The organism is Streptomyces sp. NPDC012835 (assembly GCF_042900885.1).
Lineage (GTDB): Bacteria > Actinomycetota > Actinomycetes > Streptomycetales > Streptomycetaceae > Streptomyces.
The window spans coordinates 411298-435273 of sequence record NZ_JBIBBW010000004.1 but is presented as its reverse complement, the minus strand read 5'-3'; the positions used below and the strand labels follow the sequence as shown (position 1 = coordinate 435273).

Sequence of the window (23976 nt, the reverse complement as noted above, 5' to 3'; positions counted from 1 at the left end):
CGAGGCGCCGGGGCGCCCGGCCCACCCGCGAGGACCGACCGCCGGAGGCTACCCCTCCGGCGTGGGCCGCGCCATCAGCGCCACCAGGCTCTCCTCCACGCGGGTCAGGGAGGCGTGTGTCTCCTCCCGTGACCGCGCGTGCGCCTCCACGACCCGTTCGGTCTCCCGCTCGATCTCCGCCGCCCGCGCGGCGGCCCGTGAGAGCAACTCCGCGGCCCGTGTCCGCGCCGCCTCGTCCAGACGTTCGCCCTGTTCCCCCGCGTGTGCGAAGATCCGGCGGGCTTCGGCGAGCCGGGCTTCCGCCTGTGCGGTCAGTTCGCTCCGTTCGGCCTCCAGCGCCCGCGCGCGCTCACCGAACTCGCGCTCCAGCGCGGCCAGCCGTTCACCGCGATCCCGTTCGGCGTCGTCGATCACGCACTGCGTGCGCCGTCGTACCTCCTGGAGCGCGGCGCGCCCCTCCGCGCCCTCCTCCTCGATCGCGACCGCCGCCGCACCGAGCAGCGACTCGGCCGCCTCGCCCGCGGCGGCCAGGATCTCCCGCGCGGACGCCTCCGCCTTCTTCCGTACGGCGTCGGCCTGTTCGCGGGCCCGCTCGCCCATCTCGCGGGCCTCGGTGTCGCCCGCGTCCAGCAGCGCCCGGCGTTCGGCCCTGGCCCGGGCCCTCACCGCCTCCTCCTCCGCCACGGCGACGGCGAGGACCTGCTGCGCGCCCGGTCCGAGAGTCTCGTAGGTCTGAGGTCCGAGAGCGGCGACGCGCTCCCACAAGTGGTCGTTCTCCGCCTCCAACTGCGAGGCGAGAACGGTGAGACGCGCCGCGCGCTCCCACAGTTCGTCGCGCTGGCGGCAGAGTACGGACAGCCGCAGGTCCACCTGTTCGGGGCGGTAGCCACGCCCGCGGACAGACGTGAAGCCGTGCGCCGACACCGAAGCAGCAGTCATCGCCGAAGCCCCTCTTCGAAGCGTCTGGGTAGGATTCGCAATCCTTCCAGAAGGCGCCAAACCGCCATAAAGCGACACTCCGCCGCGAGGGGCCGGGCTGAACGTCCGGCGCGGATCAGGCTCCTGTCAGGAGCATCGCGAGGAGTACGAGCACGAGCAGGACGACGTACGCGACGGAGTGCACGCGGTCCGGGACGCGTCCGGCGACGCGCTTCACCAGCGCGATGGTGGGCAGCGACCCGCCGAGCAGGGCGGCGCAGGCGGCCAGGTCGACATAGCCCACCCGGCCGGCGTGGGCGGGCGCGCTGGTGGCGAGCAGGTAGACGATGCTCCCGGCCACCGCGACGGGCACGCTGAGCGGGTTCGCCATGGCCGTCGCCTCCGCCATGGGGAGCCCCCTGCGGCGCAGCAGCGGAACGGTCATGACGCTGCCGCCCACCCCCAGGCTCGCGGCGACCGCGCCGATCCCCACCCCGCCGAACGTCGTGGTGAACCGTCCGAGGGGCGCCGGTCCCGAGCTGTCCGGGAGGGAGAGGAATCCGCGGCGCAGCAGGCTGTCGGCGATCGTCACCACCAGGTAGGCGGCGAACAGGACACGCAGCAGCGGGCCGCCGGCCCAGGTGGCCGCGTACGATCCGACGACGGCGCCGACCGCGACGAAGGCCGACAGCGGCCAGAGGTACTCCCGGCGCAGCCGACCCGCGCGCAGTTGCGCCCAGGTCGCGGTCAGGGAGTTGACGAGCATGACCGCCGTCGACGTCGCCACCGCGACATGCATCGCGTCCGTACCCGGATCCGCCGCGACGGTCAGGGAGCCGTAGAGGACCGGGACGGTGATGAACCCGCCGCCGAAGCCGAAAAGCACCGTCGTGACACCGGTCAGGCACCCGAACAGGAACAGGACGAGAAGAAGATCGAACGAGAGAGTCAGCACCCTGGCGACGCTACGGACGGCTCCCGCTGGCGGGCAATCGACCGATCGCCACGTTCTTACGCGTACTGGACAGCCCGGGTTAGGCTTGCCGGGTGCGCAACATTCCCGTCGCCGAGGTGGACGGCCTCGATCGTGCCGTGCTGGCCATCGGCACCGACTACCCGCCCGACCACTTCCTGCCGCTCCACGAGCACCGCCGTGCCCAGGTCCTCTACGCCGCCACCGGCGTCATGCGGGTCGGGACCGCCGACGGCACCTGGACCGTCCCCACGCACCGCGCCGTGCTCATTCCGGCCATGACGCCGCACAGCGTCGCCATGGCGGAGGTCAGCACCCGCAGCCTCTACATCGAACCCGGCGCGGTCCCGTGGTTCCCCGCGCGCTGCCGTGTCGTCGAGGTCTCCGCGCTGCTGCGCGAACTCGTCCTGGAAGCCGTCGACATGGCGCCCCGCTACCCCGAGCACGGACGCGACGCGACCGTCGTCCAGCTGATCCTCCACGAGATCGGAAACCTCGCGCCGCTGCCGCTCGACCTTCCACTGCCCGCCCACCCCGGGCTGCGCCGGCTGTGCGACGCGTTCCTGCGCGACCCCGGCATCCACGACCCGCCCGCCCGCTGGGCAGCCGCCCTCGCCGTGAGCGAACGCACACTGGGCCGTCTCTTCCGCGCGGGCACCGGCCTGAGCTTCGCGCAGTGGCGGCTGCGCGCCTGTGTGCTGCACTCGCTGCGCGGTCTCGCCGCCGGGATGCCGGTCGCCCGGGTCGCGGCCACGCTCGGGTACGAGAATCCCGCCGCGTTCACGACGGCGTTCAAGAACCTCCTCGGGCGGCCACCGACCGCGTACGCCGGTTCGGGCGCTGCCGTACGCGTCCGGGGAGAGGGTTCGGGAGGGAGCTGAGGGGGGCTGAGGGGAGCCGGGGACGCCGCCCGGAGCCGGTCCGTGGGCTCGGGACGGCTCCGGCTCCAGCCACAGAGGACGCGGCTCCGACGGCCCGGGCTCCGACGGCCCGGGCTCCGAGCGGCGTCCCCGCCCGTAGCCCGGAGCCCCGAGCCCGGAGCCCCGAGCCCGGAGCCCGGAGTCCGGGCCGGGCGTGTGGCGGTGTCAGGCCAGCGGGCCCGCGCCGGCCAGGGCGACGACGGGGCGCAGCCCGCAGGGCCGTTCCTCCACCGGCAGATGGTCCACGAAGTGGACCGAACAGCCCAGCTCGGCGGCGCCCCCGTCCGCCTCCCGGTCGTCGCCCACCATCAGCACATCGTGCGGATCCTGCCCCAACTCCTCGCAGGCCACCCGGAATAGCCGCGCGTCGGGTTTCTGGACGCCGTGCTCGTACGAGAGGACGTACGTGTCCACCAGGGCGTCGAGCCCGTAGGCGCGGAAGACGGGCCGCAGGTCCCAGCCGATATTGCTGACCACACCGATGCCGACCCCGCCGCGCCGCAGCGTGCCGAGCACTTCGGCGGCGTCGGCGTACGGGCGCCAGGCGGCCGGGGTCATATGACGGTCGTAGAGCGCGTCGTACAGCCCGGGGGCCGGCAGCTCCACCTGGCGCGCCATCCCCGTGTAGGCGGCACGGTGCCGCTCCGCGCTCTCGTCCCGGGTCGACCACACCTCCGCCAGCTCCGGCGGGACGCGCTGCGGCGACGAACCGCCGGGCAGCGCCCCGGCCACGGCCAGCATCATCGCGTACCGCCGCACCTCGTCGGGGGGCACGGCGACCCCCGACTCGTCGAGCACGGCCCGCAGCCAGGACCCCGCTGATTCGATACGGAACAAGGTTCCGGAGAAGTCGAAAAGTACACCCTTGAACGTCATACGTCCGATACTCGCCGGGCCACCACCTCCGGGACAAGGCCAACCGCCCGTATGTGGTGACCGAGAGCCGGACCGGCGCCCACCGAGCGGCCAGCCGCCCACGCGATGTCCGAACCCCAGTGCGCTACCGGCCACCATCGGGTGAACCCCAGTCGATATGAAGCACTACTACGGCCTGACGGCCAACCCCGAGGAAATCGCTGCGCTGGAGCAGATGCTGGGCACCTGCGACCAGTGACGCGATCGGCAGTAAGGCGCCATGGTGCTGTTGGTATCGTCGGCCTGAGCTGACTGATGCTGGCGGCACTGAACCGGCGCGAGAAGCCCAGGTCAGGAAGCGTAGTCCCCGCGCGTGCGGGGGTGGTCCGTTCGTGGACACCGCCGCCCGCTACCTCTGCCGGTAGTCCCCGCGCGTGCGGGGGTGGTCCTTTGGTGGCCCTGGTGCAATGCGGTTGTTTGAGAGGTGCAAGTAGTTCCTCTCCCAGGCACGGTGACCGCCGGGGTCTGTTCGTTGATCCAGACCTGCTGCCGGAGCGCCAGCCTTCGCCGGATCAGGCCGGATCGTCTGGTCGCGGCCGTTTCCCGGCCGCCTCCCGGCGCATCCTTGCGGCGAGGGCCAGGAAGACGGAAAGATTCTGGACCATCTCTACGGGGAGCCTGGCCCACGGCTTTCCGTCGCCGTGCCGATGGATCTCCAGCCAGCCTTGTTTCACCGCGACCCGGCCGACCTCGCGCCAGTCGAGCCGGTGGTCGAGGTACCCGACACCGGCGGGATCGAGGTGGGCCCCGAAGAAGTCGACCCGTTCGCCCGCCCTCAGCCGGTCCCTGTCCTGCGGCAGCCGTACGTGCGTGAATGTCTTGTCCAGTTCGTCGATGAACTGTGCGACCCCCTTGTACGCGTCGGTCACCGTGATCTCGGCGCCCTCACGGGGACGCACCCAGAGTTCGTGTGTGGTGACGCTGGTGATCCCGTTCGTCACTTTGGTGCTGCTCCGCCGAATGCCGTCGATCTCGTCCCATGAGTACGCCTCCGGCACGTGCCCAGCGACCTCCCGGACGATGCCGTGCTGGTAGTGACCTACCCAGACCTGCGCCTGCCGTCTCGTGAGCGCGAGGAAGAGGAAATACCCGGCTGCGGCGACTATGGCGGTCCCCAAGATGAGCAGCGGCAGCCCGTAGTACCAGGCGCCGTGGCTCCGCTGGCCCTCCACTGCGGCCGAAATCCCCAGCCAGAGCACCGGCAGTCCGACCAGTGTCGGCAGCAGCACCACGATCCACGGGAAGCGCTTGGGCTCGGTCCACACCAGCCCCTGGCGCGACCCGAGTTCGAAGTCCCGCGCGACTCTGCGCATGGTGGGTGGAACAGGAGTGGAACCACGATCCGACACAAGCCCCCCCAAGGCCAGACAGCGGAGGGCCATTATCGGGGAGAGGAGCCCGTACGGGAAGAGCGCCCCGGCCCGGCGCATCGGTTATGCGGACGGTCCCGCGCCCTCGGGCTGGGACGGTCCCCCGCTCTCGTCGCCGCCCCCATCGCTCGCTGGCTGGCATCGTCCATCCCGGATCCCGAGTCCGCGCACCGGGACTGGGCTGACGGGCGACCCGCGATCCTCGCCCTCGGTACCCACTTCGACGCGGTGAAGATGCCGCAGCGCCTGGTGCACGCGGCGGCCGGCGCACACGAGCACTCAGCCGTCGCGACCGTCCTCGCCCCGCTGAGCGGCCCGGTGATCTGATCACCGCCCGGCTGGTACTTGGCCTTCGTCGCGCCGGGGACGACGGCCGACTGGGATTCGCCGCACGCGGGCGCGCTCGGCCACGGCACCCACCTCACGGTGCCGCGCCTGGACCGCACCGGGCCGGAGGGCATCCACTGGACCGTACCGCCCGCCCACGCCCGCGTCCTGTGCTCCCCGGCCGCAGTCGCCCACCTGCTCCAGGTGGGCGCACGATGACCGGGCAGGAGACCGTCAACATCCCCGGCCTCTGCTTCATCCCGCACCCCGACGATGCGCTTCGCTGTACCGAGTACGAGGGGCACGGCAAGAGCCGCCGCCCCGGAGACGAGGGCGAGAAGCAGTGACCGCGCCTGCGGGCCCGCCGGCCCGCCCCGAGTGCCGGGTCGAGGAACACGAGCTGTGCGATGGCGACGAGGGCATCCGCGTGGACGGGCGGGTCGCTCTCCGTCTCTGCTGCGGCTGCACCTGCCACTCCGGAGACTCCCGCGCACTGACGGCGGACCGCGCGCGGGACAGGAGCACCGGCCGGGGCTTCCCGACCGACCAGGAGCAGCAATGAACAGAACCATGCGGCGTGCGGTCGCCGATATCGGCTGGGGGCTCGGGGTGATGGTGTGCTGCGGCCTCATCTCGCTCGGGCTGGTCTTGACGGCCCGTACTGGATGAAGGGCGAGGACCGCCGCCAGCGACGCGTGATGGTGGCTCTGATCAGCATGGGGCTCACGCTGATCGCGTGTGGAGCGGCTCTTGCCGCTCTGGTCATCGCGCTCACGGTCCGAGCCGTCTGAGAACACACCACTGACCCCCCCCCGTGCACCGCTGATCAGCTCGCGGTGCGCGGGTCGCCCCCCGACCGGCCTCTGGTTCCCCCGGCCGTCGCCGGCCGGGGCTCCCGCTGCGGGGCCCTGCTTCCAGGGGCCCGCAGCATCTTGATCGTTCATCCGGCGCGTCCCGGTGCTCCGTGGGCCCTTCCGGGCGGTCTGGTGGAGGCTGGGGAGTCTCCGGTGGAAGCTCTACGGCGTGAGGTCCACGAGGAGCTGGGGATCGAGGTCGACGTACAAGCCGCGGACCTGTTCGCCGTCGAATGGGTCCAGGCCACCCGCCGTGGACGTCGGGACCGCCTCGCGTTTGTCTTCGCGGGCCCATGCCTCTCGGAGACGGAGACGGACCGTATCACCTTGCAGTTCAACGAGTTGGACCGATGGGCCTGGGCGAGGCCCGAGGATGCTCTGGACCTCCTGCACCCGAGGATCGCGGCCCGTATCCGGGGACCGCTCCAGCTCCCCGGCCAGACGCTTTACCTTGAGACCCACAACGAGAGGATCACCACACCGTGAACCACTTCCCGGCCGACCGGATCTTACGGATCGGCACCCGCAGTTCACCGATGGCACTGGCTCAGGCCGACCTGGTCGCCGTCCTGCTGCGCAAGCGCGAGCCTGAGATCAGCATCGAGATCGTCCCCGTCACCACGGAGGCGGACCTATGGCAGGGAGACCTGGCTCAGCTCGGTGGAAAGGGCCTCTACGTCAAGCAGATCGACGTCATGCTCCAGCGCGCCGAGATCGACATGGCCGTCCACTGCGTCAAGGACGTCCCCGGGGACGTAGCTATGCCGCAGGGGTTGGTCTTCGCCGCCCACCTTCCGCGCGACGACGTACGGGACGTCCTGCTCTTTCCCGAGGGGTCCGAGATGCGGACACTCGATGACCTTCCCGCCGGTGCCACGGTCGCCACCTCCGCCGTACGGCGAAAAGCCCAGATCAACCGGGTCCGCCCGGACCTGAATGTCGTACGGGTGCGGGGGGCGGTGGGAACCAGGATCGAAAAGCTGGACGGCAAGAAGAAGATCGACACCAAGCTGGACGCCATGATCCTGGCGACTTCAGGGCTGGAGCGGTTGGGTCTTCAGCACCGCGGCGCACAGGTCTTCACGACGGACCAGTTGCTCCCGGCGGTGGGAGCGGGTGTCCTGGGTCTGGAGTGCCGCCGTGACGACGACGCCGTGGGCGGGCTCCTGACCGGCGTCAACGACACGAAGACCATGACCGAGGTGACGGCGGAGCGGGTAATGCTCCACGGTCTGCGAGGGCACTGCAACAGCCCCATCGCAGGGCATTGCGTCACCGAGCCCGATGGGCAACTCGGCCTGCGAGGGATGGTGTTCTCCCGCGACGGCTCGAAGTTCGTCCACGCCCACATCTGGGGAGAGCGAACCAACGACCCGGCCACTCTCGGAGCCCGCGTCTGCGCGGAACTGCTGCGGCAGGGCGCCCGCGAGATCATCGCCGGCATTCCGCACTGACCGACGAGAAAGAGCCCTGGTCGCCATCACGGCCGCCGGGAACCTGTTGCGGCGGGATGGTGTCATTCACGCCCCGCGCGGGCTCGGTGTACCGGGACGCCCTGAACACCCTGCCGATTCGCGCTGGCCCCGGTTACACCATGTGGGAATCGCGCCCCGCCCTGAGAGGCCCGGAAGCCTTTCAGGGCGGGGCCGTTTCGTGTCTGAATGCGGCCAAGACCTGTCCTGACCTGCGTCTATTTCGCTCTAAACTTAGAGGGGGAATTTGCGTATTAGATAAGTCGAAAAGTGCACCCTTCGCACCGGGGGCGCGTGAACAGTGCCGCTCAGCCCTTGGCGACCCTCGCCGAGGCGAACACGCCTGATATCGTCCGCGAGGTTCGTATGCCCGTCAGCTCCTGGCGCGGGTCGAGAACTTTACGATCGGATGCCGTCCCTCAGTGAACAGCGACGACCTTTCCACCCGTCCGGCCTCCTTGCACCGGCCGTTCCGGCTCATCGTGACGGGCGGAGGAACGGGCGGGCACACCTATCCCGCACTCACCGCTGTGCGCGAACTGCAGACCCGGCTCGCCTCCCTCGGATCGTCCCTCGATGTCCTGTGGGTGGGCACGGCCGAAGGACTCGAAGCGCGTGTCGCGCCGGCCGAGGGCATCCCCTTCAAGGCTGTGTCCACGGGGAAGTTGCGGCGTTCCTCGAACCCACTGGCCATGATCAACCGGGAGAACGTGCGCGACATGGGCCGCGTACCGAAAGGCGTCGTCGAAGCCCGCTCGATCGCGGCCGACTACAAGGCGGACGTCATCCTGTCGACGGGCGGCTACGTCGCCGTACCGGTGGGGCTCGCGGCCCGCATGACGAAGACCCCGCTCGTGGTGCACGAGCAGACCGTGCGCCTCGGGCTGGCGAACCGTATTCTGTCGCGCTTCGCCACGGCCGTCGCGGTCTCCTCCGAGTCCTCGGTGAAGCTGCTGCCGAGAAGAGTGGCCGCCTCAACAGTGGTGACCGGCAACCCCGTACGCCCGGCGGTCTTCACCGGGGAGCCCGAGAAGGCCCTGGCTTCGCTCGGGCTGTCCGGCTTCGACAGCGCCCTGCCCAGCGTGTACGTGACGGGCGGCGCGCAGGGCAGCGCGCAGATCAACGGCCTGGTCCGCGACATCCTGCCGTGGCTGCTGACGGTCGCCAACGTCATCCACCAGTGCGGGGCGACGACACTGGAGCAGTCGCGCCACTTCGCCGGAACGCTCCCGGCCGGGCTGCGAAGCCGGTACTGGGTGAGCGACTTCGTCGGACCGGAGCTGCCCGATGTGCTTGCCCTGGCCGATGTCGTCATCGCCCGAAGCGGCGCCGGCACGATCGCCGAACTGACGGCACTGGGCAAGCCGTCCGTCCTGATCCCGCTGGCATCGTCAGCCGGGAACGAACAGGCACACAACGCGCTGCACCTCCAGGAGGCCGCGGCAGCCGTCGCACTGACAGGGGAACGGGCGAACCCCGAGGAACTGCGCCGGGCACTGGAACCGCTCATCACGTCCCGGCAACACCGCGAGCACATGGCCGAACGAGCAGCAGCCCAGGGGCTCCCCGACGCGGCGGCCAGACTGGTCGACCTGCTGCTGAGTGTCGGTCTGGCACGCTGAGACGTGTTGCGCGTTCGCCAACGACCTGCCCCGCTCTCAGCTCCTCGCCGTATCGGCCGGCTCGCACCGTTCTGAGGGCGGCAAGGGAACCCGCGCGACGGAAGCCGATGCCGAGCTACTGGGTGCACGTACGGTCGCGCCCGGATCTCGGCGAAGCTCGACCATGGGCTGGCGGCGAACTCTGAGGAGGTCGCGGCGTTGGAGCGGATGCTCGACTCCTGCGACGGCTGACGGCTGACGGCGACGTAGGGCTGCGGGTATGGTCGGGCTGAGCCGACTGATGCTGGCGGCGCTGATGCGGCGCGAGAAGCCCAGGTCAGGAAGTGTTGTCCCCGCACGCGCGGGGGTGGTCCTCCGGGTCACCACGACCGCCCCGGCGAGCTGGAGTTGTCCCCGCACGCGCGGGGGTGGTCCGGGCTGGTGTAGATGGTGCGGGACCCGTGCACAGTCGTCCCCGCACGCGCGGGGGTGGTCCGTACGGCAAGGTCGCCGGCGACCTGTACGCCGGGTCGGTCGTCCCCGCACGCGCGGGGGTGGTCCGCCGCCGGGGAGCCCACTTGCATTGGTCCCTTACCCGATCGACTGACTACCTTGCCGTGGCTATGATCACGCCTTGGCGAGGTCGTAGCACAGAGGTAGTGCGCCTACACAGCATGGAGGAGGACGCCGGTTCGAATCCGGCCGCCCCGCCCGCGCCCCTGCTTGGCCTCGGTCGGGCAGGGGCGCTTTCGTCGTGTGTTGGGGCGTCACTCCGTGATCGGAACTGCTGCCCCGTTCAGTACGGCCTTCACCAGGCCGGCAGTGTCCCGTAGGTCGGGCAGGACCGTGTCGGCGCCCGAGCCGCGAAGTGTTGCCACGCTGTTCTTGCCCGTTGCTACGGCGATCACGTACACGCCGTGCGCGCGCCCGCCCCTGACGTCTGCTGGTGTGTCGCCGATCAATACCGCATCGCGTGCGGCGAATCCGGCGCGCTCCAGAGAAAGCTGTACGAGATCGGCGCGGTCGTCAGCGTCTTCCCCGTAGGCGCCGACGTCCCAGGCGATGTGGCGGTCAAGGCCGAACACGCTGAGTTTGATCTCACCCGCGGGCCGGATGTTCCCCGTCACCACGGTCTGTGTGACTCCCGGAGACGATGCGAGAGCCTCCAGAGCGGCAGCAGCGCCGGGTAGGGCATGGCCGCCTTCGCGCAGTTCGGCGGCGCGCGTCAGGTGTTCTTCGGCGAGGGCCTGGGCGAAGCGCTCGAAGTCGGCCCGGCCCGTCGCCAGGCCGTGTAGCGTTGCCGTCTCCCGAAAAATGACGGGTTCTGTGATGCCGTCGATGGCGGCTTGCTCGCGCATCTCGACGCCAAGTGTCCGTTGGAAGGCCGCAGCGGACAGGTCCCGTCCTACGCCCCGCGTCGAAATCAGGGTGTGGTCGATATCCCACAGCACCAGCCGTGCCATACGTCCTCCAAGTACTTGGGGGTTCAGTACAAGTTCTCACACGAACGGGGACTGCTTGTCGGCGCTGCTCGAAATCGGCCTTACGCTGACGGAACCCCCAAGCCATCGAAAGGGCGACGGCATGGATTCTCCACATAACCGGCTTGGAGACCGGGTCAAGCGCTACCGGAAGGCCACCGGCCGAAGCCAGCCGGTCATCGCGGGACTGTGCGGCATCTCCGTGCGGTACCTCTCCCTGATCGAGGGGGGCCGGAAGACGCCGTCCGTGGACGTTCTGTCCCGCCTGGCCGCCGAGTTACAGGTACCGATCGGTGCACTGCTCAACGACAGCACCGTCACCGAACCGACATCCCCTGACCGAGCCGCCGCCGACATCGCCGGAGCCCTCATGGGCTACCGAAGACCAGCCAGCGGCACGCCAGCGGTTCCTGCCGTCGTTCTGCGTGAGCGGGTTGAGAGCGCCTGGGCAACCTGGCAGTCCAGCAAGACGCGGTTCTCTGAGGCCGAGGACACACTCCCCGAGCTGATCGGTGATGTGGAGCACGCCATCCAGACTCATCGGCGCGGAACGGACGTGGAGGCTCGCCGCGACACCCTGCGCACGGCCGCCGACTTGTACGGGCTGCTGAGGTCCTACTGCCGCCGGGCCGGCCGCCTGGATCTGTCGCTCATGGCCGCAGACCGTGCGATCCGGGCAGCAGAGGAAGCCGATGACCCGGTCCGGCTGGCCAGTGCCCAGTGGAATCTCGGACACGTCCTGCTCTCTGACGAGCGGGCCGGAGCGGTCGAGGAAGCGAAGGACGTCGCTCTCAACGCTGTCGACCAGTGCAGGAGAGAAGCAGACACCCCCGAACTGACAGCCTTACGTGGCGCCCTGGAGCTGGTGGCGGTCGTCGCGGACGCCCGGCAGCGCCGATGGTGGGACGCCCGGCAGCGCCTGGAGAAGAAGGCTGCCGTACTCGGAGATCGTGCTGGTGAGGGGAATGTGCAGCGCACCGTGTTCGGTCCGACCAACGTGTCGCTGCACGCGATGAGTATCGAGATGCTGGCTGGCGAAGCCGCAGAAGCACTCAGGCTGGCGGACCTCGTTGACACGACCGGGCTGCCCTCTCGCGAGCGCCGGTTCACCTTCGGCCTGGAGGTGGCCCGCTGCCACCACCTGCGCGGGGAAGACGCCTCCGTCTACGTGCACCTGCTGGGCTTGGAGGAGCTGGCCCCCGAGGACCTGGTGCGCAGCGCTCAGGGACTCGCTCTGGTCAATGGCCTACTGGGGCGCGTCCGGCCTACCTACCGCGACCAGGTCACTGACCTTGCTGAACGACTCGGCGTGATCTGACCGCCCCGAACTGAGCGTTCCCCCGAACTCTCAGTTCGGGGTGTGCGCCCGCAACCTTCGTACGGTCTCAGGACCAGTAAGCGACCGCCACGGAGGCGAAGCGCATGAAGACCTCAGTCAACGGTGGAATCAGCCCGCCCCTGCCCGCGAAGACCAGACTCCTGGGAGCGGGCGGCGATGCCGTACGGGTTGCGCGTTTCCACGCGCTTCAGGCCCTGGACCAGCTCCCCGCCCCGGGTGCTGTCGCAGTGAATCCGGTGCCGGTAGCGCCATCGGTGCTCTTCCTCGTACAGCCGGGGAACAGCGCGCACTGGGACGTTCCGCAGACGGTCTTGCTCGAAGAGGGCTTTTTCGACCTGCCCGTGGGCAGCCGGCAGGCGCCGCCGGGCGTGTATTGGCTCATCCCTCCCCGCCACGGCCGCCGTCTCTGGACCGATGTTGTGCAGCTTCAGCTGGTCCTGCGCGGCGTCCTGGGTCTCGTACGGTGAGGCCGGCGATGCAAGGCCGGGCATCGTCGGAATCGATCGCTCGATGGTTGTTGTGTGCTGCTGATGACGCGGGTCAGGCACAACGCGATTGGGACAGGGGTGCTCCCGCTCTGCTTCCTGTCGGTCGGGAGTTCGATGCTGTGAAGGCGTCGGCCGATCTGGTGCACGCCGGGGTGGCCGGCGGCGTGCCTTCGGGTGTCTGTGGCGCGCTGTCGGTTCTGGGTGGGCCGGTGATCTGTGATCCGGGGGTGTGGTTCTACGCGTTGGTCCCAGTCGGTACCGCCGGCGTGTGGGCCGGTCCGCCGGGTGTTGTTCTCGGGGCGGGTGTGTGGTGTGCCGTCCCGTCTGTCGGCAGCACTGTTCCCGAGGGGCGGCGGCCGTACTGGTCCGTGCCACCGGAGAGTCCCGGGCAGTTGTGCGATCCGGAGAGGGTGGCGGCGCTCCTTCGGGCCGGGCGTGAGCGGCTGGAGACGGTGGAACGCCTGGAGAGCGCCCATCGCGCCCTGCTGGATCATTTGCAGGCGTGTTCCGCCTGCTCGGTGGAGGAGAGTGTCCGGGGCATCGCGGGTGACTGTGATGCCGCGCTGGCGTCGCATCAGGCTCGCGCGACGCATGCGGTGCTGACCGGCCGGGCCGAGCTGATGCGGCGGCACCTGACCATGCTGGTCGCGATGACGGAGGCGCGGCGCGGGGAGTACGTGGAGCGGGACCGGGCGCTGGTTGCCGGGGCTCTGCGGGATGCTGAGCAGCTTCTCGCCGCTGCGCCGCGGGAGGACCGTGTCAGGACATGGGTGCAGTTGCGGGCTCTTGCTCGGGTGGCCCGCGTTCTGGCTGATGCTCATGGGCGCCGTCTGGACCGGTCGGCTGGTGTGGTCTGTGAGGCTGGGGCGGCTTTGCGGCTTGTTGCGCGGCGGGCGCGATGACCTGTTGTTGTGACGATGGCTATGTCTGTGTCGGTGGTGGCGTGGGGGTCTGGTGTGAGGAGCGGGGGGTCACTGTTCTTTTCCGTGGTGTCGCGCTCCCGTCCGCCGGTGTGTCGGTGGTTGCGGGTGGTGGGGTGCTGTGCGCGCCGTGTCTGGCCGCTGATCTCTTCGGGTTGGTCTCCCCGCACCGCTGCACGGGCACGGTTCACGGTCCGGAGTCCGGTCATGGGTCGGCGTTGCCGGGCGTCTTGCTCTGTGGGTGCGACTGCGGGACGACGGAGGGTTTGTGACGGGGTGGGATGTGGAGGTGCGTGGGTGGGTGGTCATGGGTGACTGTTTCCGTTGTGACCGTGGTGGGCTTCAGGTGGGCCGGGTCGGTGAACTGGTCGGCCCGCGCGGCGGCGAGACCCCCCTGTATGCGTGCGGAGCCTGCACCGAGCGGCTGGCGGCCATGCACGACCAGTCCGGCGAGACCCCCGTCCGTCCCTACATTGCCCGCCGTGCCGATCCGCGATGAACGGCCGGCGGATCTGCCCACCAGGAGCCGGATCTGCCCACCGGGAGTACGGGATGAAGCGAACGACACGACGCGCCGCCGCCCGGATCGCTTGGGGGCTGGGGGTGATGGCGTGTGGTGCGCTGATCGCGCTCGGGTTGCTTCTGGCGGTCCGTACACCGTGAGGGACGAGGAGCATGGCCAGAAACGCGTGATGGTGGCACTGATCAGCATGGGGCTGACGCTGATCGCGTGCGCGGCGGCGGTGGCTGCCCTGGCCGTCGCGCTGATAGTCCGAGCCACCTGAAGACACACCACTGCCCCACGCAGCGCTGACCAGCTTGCGGAGAACGGATCGAACGCCCCGACTGGCCTGGTTTCCCGTGCCGTCGCCGGTCGGGGCTCCCCCGCTGCGGGGTCCGCTTCCAGGGGCCCCGCAGCACCACCCACGGCGACCGGATCGGGTTAAGGGTCGCAACTTGTGGAGGCCGGAGAGTCTCCAATGGAAGCTGTACGACGGGAGGTCCGCGAGGAGTTGGGGATCGAGGCGGACGTACACGCCACGGACCTGTTCTCCGTGGAATCGGTCCAGGCCACTGCCCCCGGCCGCCGCGACCGCCTCGCGTTCGTCTTCGCGGGCCTGCGCCTTCCGGCGACGGAGACGGACCTCGTCACCCCCGAGCCGGAGCCGGATACGCCCACTCCACGGGTGGTCGGCGTCCATGAGGGCGACGTAACCCCGGAAGCGAATCGAGACGACATTCACAGCAACGAGCTTTCTCTGACCTTGCGATGACGGAATCTGACCTTGCGATGACGGAAGCCGGAAGCCCACGGCGGTTCTGGCAAGACCAGGACGAGCAGCTGCGAGGCAGGACCGGCCGCGGCCCAATCCCACTGCTGTTCAGGACAGGAGCTGACCTAATACACGTCTATCGTCACTGCCCGACACCAATATCAGCGAAAGGACCGCGATGCCCGAGCAGACCAGTGCCGCGCCGGAGGGCTACACGACCGTTGCGCCCTGGGTCGTCACCGATGACACGGGGGCCTTCCTCGACTTCGTCACCCAGACGTTCGAGGGCGAGGAACTCGGGCGGGTGCCGACCGAGGACGGCTTGATCGGGCACGGTGAGATCCGGGTCGGCGACACCGTCGTGCTGGCCTTCGACCGGCACGCGGACTGGCCCACCATGCCGAGCCTGCTGCGCGTCTTCGTCGCCGACGCGGACGAGGCGTTCTCACAGGCCGTCGCGGCCGGCGCCCAGGTCGTCACCGCTCTGGCGGATGACGCGTTCGGGCAGCGCGGAGGGCGTATCAAGGACCCCTTCGGCAACATCTGGTGGGTGGTCAGCCGCGTCGAGGACGTCGCTGAGGACGACATGTGGAAGCGGCTGCAAGACCCTGTCTACGCCGAGGCCATGCGGGTGGCTCAGGAGACACTCGACGCCGAGCTGAGCGGTCGACACCACGGGCGCAGCAGTGCACCGGTCAGGACGACCGGCCCATGATGCCGGGGCGCGCAGGCGCCGGGCCGGCGGCCAAGGAGCGCCGCGCCTTCCCGGGGGCCGTCCACGACGTCCGTGCGGACCGTAGCCACGGCATCATCGACGCACTTGCCGAGGTCGGCGTCAACTGCTGAGCCGAAAGAGGCTATTTGGGCGCCGGAGGCACGGCCCGTGTATCTTGCCGCGCCCGGTGGGACGCGCTGTCTGCCAGGCGCGGGAGGGCGATCTCCCCGCCAAGATCCGGGTGCCTGTCGCGCTCGTCGATCCCAGACGTACAGCGGGCTGTGTGCGGATGCGAGAAGTCGAGACGTACACCTCGCATGTCCTACGCCCGTTCCAGGCCGTGTTCCGGGGTCACCATCCCCGCCGGGACACGGCCAACCGCCCGTACGTGGCGACCGAGAGCCAGACCAGCGCACCGCCCAGCAGCCAGCCGCCCACGACGTCCGAAACCCAGTGCACTCCCAGCCACAATCGGGTGAACCCCACTCCGGCCACCGATACGACCGCGACGACCACCGCCGTACGCCGTACCCAGGGGCTTGCGCCGTGACGGTATGTCAGCCAGAGCAGCAGGCCGCAGGTGACGGTGGCCGTCATGGCGTGTCCCGAGGGGAACGCCGCGAAATGGGCCGAGTCGACCGGGTCCGGCCAGTGTGGCCGGTCCCGGTCCACGGCCCACTTCATTGCCTGCTGCGCCAGGGACCCCAGCACGCTCGTGGCCGCCACCCACAGAGCCGGCGGCCGTTCGCCCCGCAGCCACAGCACGACCACGGCGAGCGCCGTCAGCGCACGCATCGTCCAAGGGTCCCAGAGCCAGTCGCTGAGCAGCCGGTTGACCCGGGTGAGGCCGGGCTCGGCCACCGCCTGCCCGTGCAGCCACCCGGCCACCGCCCGGTCGAGGGAGAGCAGCGGCCCCCACTCGGCCGTGACCAGCGCGGTGAGCAGCACAGCGAGCCCCAGGAGGCCGGCCCCGAGGGCGGTGGCAACCCCCGGCGACGGGGTGCGACGGGGTGCCGGGGGCTGTCCGGGCGGGTGGGGAGCGGGTGTGGGGACCGGAGCGGAGGGGGAGTGCATGCGAGCGATCCTCGCTCATCGCGGAGCCTTCGGGCCAGATCCGTCGCCCGGACGGCGCCCCGTCGCCCGTGCGTGGGCCGATCTGCCGGACGACAGGTCGACCGCCCGGACATGGGTCGACGCGCCGGACCAGGAGCGCGGCGCCGGAACGCGCGGAACGCGGCGGAAGCCGCAGAAGCCGCAGAGGCGGACTCAGCCCAGCGTGCGCAGCGCCGGTACGAAGGCGACCAGCACCGGTACCACCGGCACCAGCGCCGCCGCCGCCGTCAGCCGCAGCCTGCGGGCAGCGGTGAGCCGGGGGACCGGGGAGAGCAGCCGGTTGACGCGCTGCGGCAACTGCGCGTCCGGGGCGTTGCCGGGGCCGAACACGCCCCGGTCCTCGTTGAGTTCGACCAGCGCGAGGGCGATCGTCAGCCGGCCGAAGCGGCGTGAGGCGACATCGTCGGCTGCCAACTCGACCAGCCGGTGCATCTCGTCACGGAACGCCGCGAACACCGGCACCTGCGGGAAGCCGTTCGCCAGCGCGCCCGAGCAGTGCAGCAGCCAGTCGTGCCGGGCGCGCGCGTGGTTCTGCTCGTGCGCGAGCACGGCGTCGAGCTGACGGCCCTTCAGGCGACGCAACGCGGCGGTGGTGATGACCAGTTGGGGCGCGGTGCCGGGCAGCCACCAGGCGTCGGGGCGCTCACCCTCCAGCACCACGAGCCGTTCGCCGGCCGGCTCCTCGCCGGGCAGTACGGGGGCGCGTACGAGCAGTTCCTCGCGACGCCGCCTGCGCCGACCGCGCGCCCGGTGGATCTCACGGGTGAGCATCGCCGCCGTCCACAGTCCGCCGCTCGCCAGCACCACCGCCAGCACCGCCGACCAGGGCCGGTGCGAACCGAAGGCGTACGCCTCCACCACACCGCGCGGCGCGGGCGCGAACATGTGTCCCCGTACCGCAAGCCACGCGGCGGCCGCGCTGAACACCATGGAGAGCGCGAAGCTCAGCAGGACGGCCGCCACCACGCACTGCCATACCCACAGGGCCACCACCGGCTCGCGCTCGGGCCATTCGGCTCGCGCCAGCAGTCGCGGAGCGACGACGGCGGCCAGTGCTCCGAGCAGCAGCAGTGCCAGGGAGACCATCATGGACACCAGAGTATGAGCGGGGCCCCGCTCATGGGTATCGTCTTGCCGGGCAAGTGATCCACGACACGTTTCCGCGCGGCATGGCTCAGACCGTCAGCAGCATCGCGAGCATCGCCAGCCCCATGGACAGCCGGCAGGCGAACGCCAGCTCGGGACGGTCGCCCCAGCCCGCCACACCCGCCGGCCTCGGCACGCCGGGTTCCCTCGCCGCCCTCGCGGGCAGCGGAGCCACGGCCGCCATGGCCGCCGTGGTCGCTGTGTCCCCGCCGCCCCGCGCGCTGGCCTGGGCGGGCAGCGGCACCAGACGGCTGCCCGCCCACAGCACATAGCCGGTGAAGTAGAACAGCAGAGCGCCGGTGACCAGCGGCGCCCCGCCCGCGCCACCCCCCGCGTGGGAGGAGTGGCCGCCGCTCGGCGCGGTGGCCATCGCCCCTGCCATGTAGACCATCGCCAGCGTGCCCAGCAGATGATGCGACCTGTGCGGGTGCGGGTGCGGGTGCCGCCGCCCCCACCGGCCGCGCGCAGGCAGGAGCGCGTGCAGTGCCGCCCCGCCGAACACCACCACGTACACCAGCCAGACCCAGCGGGGCGGCGCCAGCACGGCGGCGGGCACCGCCATGGCCGCCATCCCGAACCCCATCAACGCCTCGTCGCCCGCCGAACCACGCTGCTCCGCCGCCGCGCTGCGTGTCCGGAGCAGGCACAGCCCCCCGGACGCCGCGCAGAGCGCGACCAGCAGCCAGCCGGCCGTCGCCGGTCCATGCACCGCGCACCTCCCCGAATCGTCCTCGGCCGATCAGCCGTTCGGACGGCATCGGCATCGGCAACGGTGTCGGCAAGGTCATGCCCCGTGCGGCCGGCCCGGATACGGGCGCATACGGGCGCAACGGGACACAGGGGGAGCACACTTCACGGAAGCACCGGTTCCACTCCTTCCGGTCGCTCCGCACGTTCCGGCTGTCGCGATTGTCCCGGCTGTCCCCGCTGCTCCTGCCGTCCCTGCCGTCCCTGCCGTCCTGGCTGTCCCGACCATCCCCGCCATCCCGGCTGTCCCCGCCATCCCGGCTGTCCCGACCATCCCCGCCATCCCAGCCGTCCCCGCCGTCCCGGCACCCCGGTCGTCACGGCCGCACGTACGCGACCGGCTCCGGTCGGACGCACGCACTGGCCACCGGCAGCGCCCGGCCCTCCCGCGCCGCGTCCAGCAGCGTCAGCATCACATCGAGGACATGGCGCGCCAGCTCGGCGGAGGCCCGGTGCGGCCGCCGCTCGGCCAGTGCCCGCGCCAGATCCGCGAGACCGGTGCCGCGCGCCGCGCCCGGATATCCGGCCGAGACGGGGAGGGTCTCCCACCCGCCGGCGGTCCGGTGCAGTGCCACCGGCCCGTCGAAGCGGTTCGGATCGGGAACCGAGAGGGATCCGCCGGTGCCGTGCACCTCGATGGGCGGCAGCCTGGCGGCCTGGATGTCGAAGCTCATCATGAGCGTGGTCAGCGCCCCGCCCGCGTGCCGGAGCACGCCGGTGACATGGGTGTCCACGTCCACCGCGAAACGTTCGCCGGCCCGCGGCCCCGAGCCGATCTCCCGCTCGGCCCTGGGCCTGGAGGCCGCGCCGCTGACCTCGACGACCGGCCCCAGCAGATGGACGAGCGCGGACAGGTAGTAGGGCCCCATGTCGAGGAGCGGTCCGCCGCCCGGCCGGTAGTAGAACTCCGGGTCCGGGTGCCAGCGTTCATGGCCCGGGGTGGTCATGAAGGCCGTCGCGGCGACCGGAGTGCCGATCAGCCCCGCGTCGACGGCCGCGCGCGCCGTCTGGACTCCGGTGCCCAGCACGGTGTCGGGGGCGCAGCCGATCCGCAGACCGGAGGCCGCGGCGGCGGCCAGCAGCCGGTCCGCCTCGGCGCGGGTGGTGGCGAGTGGCTTCTCCCCGTAGACGTGCTTGCCCGCGGCCAGCGCGGTCAGCGCCACCTCGGCGTGGACCGCCGGAAGCGTCAGATTGAGAACGGCGTCGACGTCGGGGGCCGCCACCAGCTCGGCGACCGTACCCGTGGCGCGTACGCCCCGCACGCGCCGGGCCACGGCGGCGGCGCGGCGGGGATCGAGATCCGTGACGACCGTGAGCCGTACGTCGTCGGCCAGCCGCTCCAGGGTGTCCAGATAGGCGCCGCTGATCGCGCCCGCCCCCACCATGCCGATCCTCAGCGGCTGGCCCACAGCAGACCCCTCTCGGTGAGCGTGCGCACCTCGGGCACGTCGAAGTCGTCCGGCTTGTGGCCGATGGCGGAGACGAAGACGCGTCCGGCGCCCCAGCTCCTGGTCCATACGGCGGGCATGGTCACCGGCCGGGACCGGTGCTCGTCCGCCGCGAACTCCGTGGTCGCCAGTACGTCGATCAGCGGGTCCGTGGCCAGCCAGTACTTCTCCGTGTGCACCCGGAAGTCACCGAGTCCGGCTATCACGGGATGGTCGGCGCGCTCCTCGACGAGCGTCACGCCGTGCTCGGAGAAGCCCGCCGGGTGCATCACGAACTGGCCGCCGGTCAGCAGCTGATAGCCGAGATCCCCCCGGAAGGAGTCGACGATGCCGCCGTGCCAGCCCGCCAGCCCGGTGCCCGCAGCGACCGCCGAGGCGAGTCCCGCGCTCTGCTCGGGGGACAGCTCGCCCATCGTCCAGCACTGCACCACCAGGTCGGTGGTGCCGAGCAGTTCGGCGTCGGCGTAGACGTCCAGGGTGCCGGATGTGCGGACGGTGTAGCCGTGGTCGCGCAGGAAGGGCAGGAACAGCTCCGTGATCTCCACGGGCCGGTGTCCCTCCCAGCCGCCACGGACGACCAGGGCCTGCCGGGCTCGGGATGTCAAGGTCCTCGCACACTCCTGTCGGTTCGCTTCGGTTCGCTTCGCTTCGGTTCTGTTCGGTCGCTCGGGTCCGGTTCGCTGCGCTGCGCGGCTGCCCGTATCGATGCCGCCGCGCTCCCCGTTGACCCTGCCCGCCCCGGCCCCCGGCTACGCCGCGCCGCCGCGCTACGCTGCGGCGTCCCAGCACCGGACCGGAACAGGAACCCGCGCACCATGGAAACCACCGCACCGCACCCCCTCGGCGAACTCACCTTCCGGGACGCCACGGCCGCCGACGCGCCGGCCCTGGTCGATCTGGTGGAGTCCGCCTACCGGGGCGACAGCAGCCGTACGGGATGGACGACGGAGGCCGACCTCCTGGACGGCCGGCGCACCGACGTACAAGCGGTGCTCGATGTCATACAGGCTCCCGGGAGCCGGCTGCTGGCCGTCGAGCAGGCCGGCCGGCTGACCGCCTGCTGCCAGCTCGAACACCGAGGGGAATCGGCCTACTTCGGCATGTTCGCGGTTCGGCCCGGGGCGCAGGGGGGCGGTCTCGGCCGGCGGGTCATAGCCACCGCCGAGCGTCTGGCGTGCGAGAGCTGGTGCGTGCGTGAGATGGAGATGACCGTGCTGACGGCGCGGGAGGACCTGATCGCCTGGTACGAGCGGCGCGGCTACCGCCGTACGGGAAAGAGGCGGCCCTTCCCGTACGGCGAAGAGCGGTTCGGCGTGCCGCGCCGCCCCGGCCTGGAGTTCGAGCTGCTGGTCAAGCCGCTGGTCTGACGGCGCTCCCGGCCCCACGGTCCCGCCCTCCGAGGGCCCGGCCCTCGTCGTCCGGGCCTCCGCCGGCCGGCTCGCGGTCGCGGGCGGTCGCGGTCAGGCCGTGAACCGCCCGGTCCGCCGGATCTCGGGGAAATCGGTGGTCACCGCGGACAGCCCGAAAGCCCGCGCCAGCCGCAGCTGATCCTGGGTGTTCACCACCCAGCCGATGATTCCCAGTCCCTCGCCGTGCGCACGCTCCACGACCTCCAGGGTCAGCCTGCGGATGTTCAGCGCCAGCCGCGCGGCCCCCACCGCTTTCGCGCGGTCCACCACGTCGGGGCCCCAGCGGCTGGCGATCAGCACCGTGCGCACGCCCGGCACCAGCGAGGCGATCTCGGCCACGGCCTCGTCGTGGAACGACGACACCTCGACCCGCTCCACGAGCCCGCGCTCCCGCATCACCGCCGCCAGCGCGCGCGCCGCCGCCACGTCCTTGATCTCGGCCTGGACCGGCGAGGCGACGGCCTCCAGCACCTCCTCGAAGACCGGTACGCGCTCGCCCAGCCCCGCGTCCAGCTCCCGCAGCTCGGCGAGGGTCCGGTCGGCGATGGCGCCCGTACCGTCGGTCGTACGGTCCACTTCGGTGTCGTGCATGACGACGAGGGCGCCGTCCTTGCTCAGATGGAGATCCAGTTCGATGGCGTCCATGCCGACCTGCTCGGCGTGGCGGAAGGAACGCAGGGTGTTCTCCGGTTCGACACCCATCACTCCGCGATGACCGATGGTGTGGAAAGTCAAGACAGTCTCACTTCCGTCGAAGGCCGCTCCGGGCCGAGCCTAGTGCCCCTCCCGGCACGCTCCGCCCCGTCGCGGTGTCCGGCACGCTCGCTCGCCGTTTTGGCCAAAAGCCCTGGTGGCTCCGCTACGACGACTACGACGACTACGACGCCGTCCGGCCGCCCCGCGGTCGGACGTGCCGGACACCGCTCCTTCGGGGCGGGCTGTGCCGGTCGCGGCGCTGGTCACCGTCCCGGTCACCGGACCCGGCCACGCACCATCCGTGGAAAGTGCACGCTGATTCCCTGTATCACAGGAAAAACAGCGGTGACCACCGGGTATCGACAGGATGTTTTCCGCTTACTCCGGTTGTACGGGGGAACCAGGGGCCTATACGGTGAGATCACGCCAGGATCTACGGTGAGGAAGTGACATGACGGAAATTCTTGCGAAGGACGCCGCTGTATCCGGGATAACCGGCGTCGGCAGGCTGATCGATCACCCGGCCTGGCCGGAACTCAAGAATGCCGTCGAGGAGATCCGCCCCTGGCAGTCCGCGGACGGATCGATCGACTTCACCGCCGAGGGCGCTCCGGCGCGCGCGCTGGTGGAGGTCGCACTCGACCGGGTGACCGCCGCGGTCGAGCAGCTCGCCCCGCTGCTCCCGCACGACGCCGCCTATCACCAGGCACTCCTGTCCGACCTGCGCAAATGGTCGGACGGTGGCTTCGCCGTCCCCGACTTCCTGGACTCACTGCTCGCCTTCCGGCCCGCCGCCGACCGCGCCGACGGACGGCAGCATCTGGCCGTCTTCCCCATGTACACGCAGAACGGCAACCCGGACCGCAACCTCGAAGCCGTCGCCCTGCGCATGGTCTGGCCCGACTGGCTGGCCGAGCTGGAGCGCACCCGTTACGACAACCCGCTTTTCTGCGGCATCACCTTCGAGGACTTCACCTCCGGATACGACACCAACTCGGCGGTGTTCTTCCCCGAGACCATCGCCGTGCGCGAGGCGCCCGACCGGTTCAGCTGGGGCGGGATCTTCTGCGACCGTGAGGCGGCCCGCTTCCGCCGGGTCATCGACGCCGCCGTGGCCACGCTCGGGGTCGAGCTGCCGGCCGACCTGCGCGAGATGGTCGGTGACCAGGAGCGCTGCCAGCAGGCGTTCGTCCTCTGGGACATGGTCCACGACCGCACCCACAGCCACGGCGACCTGCCCTTCGACCCGTTCATGATCAAGCAGCGCCAGCCGTTCTGGATGTACGGACTGGAGGAGCTGCGCTGCGACCTCACCGCGTTCCGCGAGGCCGTGCGACTGGAGGCCGACGGCTTCCCGCAGGGCCGGGACGTGCAGTTCGCCGTGCTCTTCGACCGGATGTTCCGCTTCCCGGTCACCGGCGCGCGCGTGAAGAACTACGACGGTCTCGGCGGCCAGCTGCTCTTCTCCTACCTCCACCGGCACGACGTGGTGCGCTGGACGGACAACACCCTGCGCATCGACTGGGAGCGGGCGCCCGCCGTCACCAACCAGCTCTGCGCGGAGATCGAGGACCTCTACCGGGCGGGCATCGACCGCCCCAAGCTGGTCCACTGGTTCGCCGCGTACGACCTGGTCTCCACCTATCTCGCCCCGCACCCCGGCTCCCGCTGGGCCAAGGGCCCCGACGCCCTCGACCTGACGCAGCCGCCCCGCAAACTGGTCGACGAGGTGCTTCCGGACGAGTTTCCGCTCAGCATGTTCTACGAGGCGCTCTCCAAGAAGCTGAAGAGTGTGATCGCCTCCACCAAGGGGATCACCGCGACGGACACCGGACGCGTGGCCGCGTGAG

General features: G+C 70.7%; 25 protein-coding genes, 1 tRNA gene, 1 pseudogene and 1 CRISPR repeat array. Of the genes and pseudogenes, 15 read left to right on the top strand and 12 right to left on the bottom strand.

The window, feature by feature from the left end; all coding sequences use genetic code 11:
* Nucleotides 1–48: 48 nt before the first annotated feature.
* Complete coding sequence (locus ACFY6S_RS20115) at nucleotides 49–939, bottom strand: cellulose-binding protein (RefSeq protein WP_388819418.1); 891 nt, start codon at nucleotides 937–939, stop codon at nucleotides 49–51.
* A 115-nt stretch (nucleotides 940–1054) separates the two neighbouring features.
* Nucleotides 1055–1873, bottom strand: coding sequence for a sulfite exporter TauE/SafE family protein (locus tag ACFY6S_RS20110; protein WP_388819415.1), 819 nt, complete (start codon nucleotides 1871–1873; stop codon nucleotides 1055–1057).
* Nucleotides 1874–1965: 92 nt separating this feature from the next.
* On the opposite strand from ACFY6S_RS20110, the gene ACFY6S_RS20105 reads away from it, so the two are divergent.
* Nucleotides 1966–2772, top strand: a complete 807-nt coding sequence (locus tag ACFY6S_RS20105; protein WP_388819412.1) for an AraC family transcriptional regulator — start codon at nucleotides 1966–1968, stop codon at nucleotides 2770–2772.
* Between the two features lie 204 nt (nucleotides 2773–2976).
* Here the strand turns inward: ACFY6S_RS20105 and ACFY6S_RS20100 are convergent, their stop codons facing one another.
* The gene (locus ACFY6S_RS20100) at nucleotides 2977–3687 is read right to left on the bottom strand and encodes an HAD family hydrolase (RefSeq protein ID WP_388819409.1); all 711 of its coding nucleotides are present in this window, start codon (nucleotides 3685–3687) and stop codon (nucleotides 2977–2979) included.
* 551 nt (nucleotides 3688–4238) lie between these two features.
* Entirely contained in the window at nucleotides 4239–5039 is an 801-nt protein-coding gene (locus ACFY6S_RS20095; protein ID WP_388819406.1) for a DUF6585 family protein, read from the bottom strand.
* Between the two features lie 402 nt (nucleotides 5040–5441).
* Here ACFY6S_RS20095 and ACFY6S_RS20090 point away from each other — a divergent pair, with 402 nt between their 5' ends.
* From ACFY6S_RS20090 to ACFY6S_RS20060, 7 genes are all read left to right on the top strand, one after another.
* The gene (locus ACFY6S_RS20090; RefSeq protein ID WP_388819403.1) at nucleotides 5442–5642 is read left to right on the top strand and encodes a hypothetical protein; all 201 of its coding nucleotides are present in this window, start codon (nucleotides 5442–5444) and stop codon (nucleotides 5640–5642) included.
* The gene (locus ACFY6S_RS20085; protein WP_388819400.1) at nucleotides 5639–5770 is read left to right on the top strand and encodes a hypothetical protein; all 132 of its coding nucleotides are present in this window, start codon (nucleotides 5639–5641) and stop codon (nucleotides 5768–5770) included. The genes ACFY6S_RS20090 and ACFY6S_RS20085 overlap by 4 nt, the downstream gene beginning before the upstream one ends.
* Nucleotides 5767–5985, top strand: a complete 219-nt coding sequence (locus ACFY6S_RS20080) for a hypothetical protein (protein ID WP_388819396.1) — start codon at nucleotides 5767–5769, stop codon at nucleotides 5983–5985. The genes ACFY6S_RS20085 and ACFY6S_RS20080 overlap by 4 nt, the downstream gene beginning before the upstream one ends.
* 274 nt (nucleotides 5986–6259) lie before the next feature.
* Nucleotides 6260–6763, top strand: a complete 504-nt coding sequence (locus ACFY6S_RS20075; RefSeq protein ID WP_388819393.1) for an NUDIX domain-containing protein — start codon at nucleotides 6260–6262, stop codon at nucleotides 6761–6763.
* Nucleotides 6760–7731 carry a hydroxymethylbilane synthase gene (gene hemC / locus ACFY6S_RS20070; protein WP_388819390.1) on the top strand — a complete coding sequence of 324 codons (972 nt, stop codon included), beginning with the start codon at nucleotides 6760–6762 and terminating at the stop codon, nucleotides 7729–7731. Before ACFY6S_RS20075 ends, hemC begins: the two co-directional genes overlap by 4 nt.
* Nucleotides 7732–8171: 440 nt before the next feature.
* Nucleotides 8172–9371, top strand: coding sequence for a glycosyltransferase (locus ACFY6S_RS20065; RefSeq protein WP_388819387.1), 1200 nt, complete (start codon nucleotides 8172–8174; stop codon nucleotides 9369–9371).
* 325 nt (nucleotides 9372–9696) lie between these two features.
* Nucleotides 9697–9912: a CRISPR direct-repeat array (repeat unit 26 nt; unit sequence GTCCCCGCACGCGCGGGGGTGGTCCG).
* 75 nt (nucleotides 9913–9987) lie between these two features.
* Nucleotides 9988–10062 (top strand) — tRNA-Ala (locus ACFY6S_RS20060).
* Nucleotides 10063–10117: 55 nt separating this feature from the next.
* Here ACFY6S_RS20060 and ACFY6S_RS20055 read toward each other — a convergent pair.
* A complete protein-coding gene (locus ACFY6S_RS20055) occupies nucleotides 10118–10813 on the bottom strand; it encodes an HAD family hydrolase (RefSeq protein ID WP_388819384.1) in 696 nt (231 codons plus the stop codon).
* A 55-nt stretch (nucleotides 10814–10868) separates the two neighbouring features.
* Between ACFY6S_RS20055 and ACFY6S_RS20050 the strand changes: the two genes are divergently transcribed.
* Entirely contained in the window at nucleotides 10869–12149 is a 1281-nt protein-coding gene (locus ACFY6S_RS20050) for a helix-turn-helix domain-containing protein (RefSeq protein ID WP_388819381.1), read from the top strand.
* A gap of 113 nt (nucleotides 12150–12262) precedes the next feature.
* Here ACFY6S_RS20050 and ACFY6S_RS20045 read toward each other — a convergent pair whose 3' ends face one another.
* Entirely contained in the window at nucleotides 12263–12718 is a 456-nt protein-coding gene (locus ACFY6S_RS20045) for a hypothetical protein (RefSeq protein WP_388819378.1), read from the bottom strand.
* Nucleotides 12719–12777: 59 nt separating this feature from the next.
* Here ACFY6S_RS20045 and ACFY6S_RS20040 point away from each other — a divergent pair, with 59 nt between their 5' ends.
* The 4 genes and pseudogenes from ACFY6S_RS20040 to ACFY6S_RS20025 all read left to right on the top strand — a co-directional run.
* A complete protein-coding gene (locus tag ACFY6S_RS20040) occupies nucleotides 12778–13560 on the top strand; it encodes a DUF6415 family natural product biosynthesis protein (RefSeq protein ID WP_388819375.1) in 783 nt (260 codons plus the stop codon).
* 977 nt (nucleotides 13561–14537) lie between these two features.
* Complete coding sequence (locus ACFY6S_RS20035; RefSeq protein WP_388819372.1) at nucleotides 14538–14852, top strand: NUDIX domain-containing protein; 315 nt, start codon at nucleotides 14538–14540, stop codon at nucleotides 14850–14852.
* Nucleotides 14853–15030: 178 nt separating this feature from the next.
* Entirely contained in the window at nucleotides 15031–15567 is a 537-nt protein-coding gene (locus ACFY6S_RS20030) for a VOC family protein (RefSeq protein WP_388819369.1), read from the top strand.
* A gap of 44 nt (nucleotides 15568–15611) precedes the next feature.
* Nucleotides 15612–15773 (top strand): annotated as a pseudogene (locus ACFY6S_RS20025) (IS5/IS1182 family transposase); the annotation flags it as partial.
* Between the two features lie 145 nt (nucleotides 15774–15918).
* Here the strand turns inward: ACFY6S_RS20025 and ACFY6S_RS20020 are convergent.
* The 5 genes from ACFY6S_RS20020 to ACFY6S_RS20000 all read right to left on the bottom strand — a co-directional run bounded on the left by ACFY6S_RS20020 (nucleotide 15919) and on the right by ACFY6S_RS20000 (nucleotide 20626).
* Nucleotides 15919–16641, bottom strand: coding sequence for a phosphatase PAP2 family protein (locus tag ACFY6S_RS20020; protein ID WP_388819366.1), 723 nt, complete (start codon nucleotides 16639–16641; stop codon nucleotides 15919–15921).
* Nucleotides 16642–16833: 192 nt separating this feature from the next.
* Nucleotides 16834–17769, bottom strand: coding sequence for a M56 family metallopeptidase (locus tag ACFY6S_RS20015; protein WP_388819363.1), 936 nt, complete (start codon nucleotides 17767–17769; stop codon nucleotides 16834–16836).
* 85 nt (nucleotides 17770–17854) lie between these two features.
* Nucleotides 17855–18535: a DUF5134 domain-containing protein gene (locus tag ACFY6S_RS20010; RefSeq protein WP_388819360.1), complete on the bottom strand. Its 681-nt coding sequence runs from the start codon at nucleotides 18533–18535 to the stop codon at nucleotides 17855–17857.
* 355 nt (nucleotides 18536–18890) lie between these two features.
* The gene (locus tag ACFY6S_RS20005; RefSeq protein ID WP_388819358.1) at nucleotides 18891–19982 is read right to left on the bottom strand and encodes a Gfo/Idh/MocA family protein; all 1092 of its coding nucleotides are present in this window, start codon (nucleotides 19980–19982) and stop codon (nucleotides 18891–18893) included.
* Nucleotides 19967–20626 carry a ThuA domain-containing protein gene (locus ACFY6S_RS20000; protein WP_388819355.1) on the bottom strand — a complete coding sequence of 220 codons (660 nt, stop codon included), beginning with the start codon at nucleotides 20624–20626 and terminating at the stop codon, nucleotides 19967–19969. Before ACFY6S_RS20000 ends, ACFY6S_RS20005 begins: the two co-directional genes overlap by 16 nt.
* A gap of 210 nt (nucleotides 20627–20836) precedes the next feature.
* Here ACFY6S_RS20000 and ACFY6S_RS19995 point away from each other — a divergent pair, with 210 nt between their 5' ends.
* A complete protein-coding gene (locus tag ACFY6S_RS19995) occupies nucleotides 20837–21388 on the top strand; it encodes a GNAT family N-acetyltransferase (RefSeq protein WP_388819352.1) in 552 nt (183 codons plus the stop codon).
* A 93-nt stretch (nucleotides 21389–21481) separates the two neighbouring features.
* Here ACFY6S_RS19995 and ACFY6S_RS19990 read toward each other — a convergent pair whose 3' ends face one another.
* Complete coding sequence (locus ACFY6S_RS19990) at nucleotides 21482–22165, bottom strand: glycerophosphodiester phosphodiesterase (protein ID WP_388819349.1); 684 nt, start codon at nucleotides 22163–22165, stop codon at nucleotides 21482–21484.
* Nucleotides 22166–22577: 412 nt separating this feature from the next.
* Here ACFY6S_RS19990 and ACFY6S_RS19985 point away from each other — a divergent pair, with 412 nt between their 5' ends.
* Nucleotides 22578–23975: a DUF6421 family protein gene (locus ACFY6S_RS19985; protein ID WP_388819346.1), complete on the top strand. Its 1398-nt coding sequence runs from the start codon at nucleotides 22578–22580 to the stop codon at nucleotides 23973–23975.
* Nucleotide 23976: the final 1 nt, after the last annotated feature.

Bases quoted from the DNA above. Each gene is read 5' to 3' on its own strand.
- ACFY6S_RS20115 (WP_388819418.1), bottom strand. From the start codon at position 939: ATGACTGCTGCTTCGGTGTCGGCGCACGGCTTCACGTCTGTCCGCGGG.
- ACFY6S_RS20100 (WP_388819409.1), bottom strand. From the start codon at position 3,687: ATGACGTTCAAGGGTGTACTTTTCGACTTCTCCGGAACCTTGTTCCGT.
- ACFY6S_RS20095 (WP_388819406.1), bottom strand. From the start codon at position 5,039: ATGCGCAGAGTCGCGCGGGACTTCGAACTCGGGTCGCGCCAGGGGCTG.
- ACFY6S_RS20085 (WP_388819400.1), top strand. From the start codon at position 5,639: ATGACCGGGCAGGAGACCGTCAACATCCCCGGCCTCTGCTTCATCCCG.
- ACFY6S_RS20055 (WP_388819384.1), bottom strand. From the start codon at position 10,813: ATGGCACGGCTGGTGCTGTGGGATATCGACCACACCCTGATTTCGACG.
- ACFY6S_RS20030 (WP_388819369.1), top strand. From the start codon at position 15,031: ATGCCCGAGCAGACCAGTGCCGCGCCGGAGGGCTACACGACCGTTGCG.
- ACFY6S_RS20020 (WP_388819366.1), bottom strand. From the start codon at position 16,641: ATGCACTCCCCCTCCGCTCCGGTCCCCACACCCGCTCCCCACCCGCCC.
- ACFY6S_RS20015 (WP_388819363.1), bottom strand. From the start codon at position 17,769: ATGATGGTCTCCCTGGCACTGCTGCTGCTCGGAGCACTGGCCGCCGTC.
- ACFY6S_RS19995 (WP_388819352.1), top strand. From the start codon at position 20,837: ATGGAAACCACCGCACCGCACCCCCTCGGCGAACTCACCTTCCGGGAC.
- ACFY6S_RS19985 (WP_388819346.1), top strand. From the start codon at position 22,578: ATGACGGAAATTCTTGCGAAGGACGCCGCTGTATCCGGGATAACCGGC.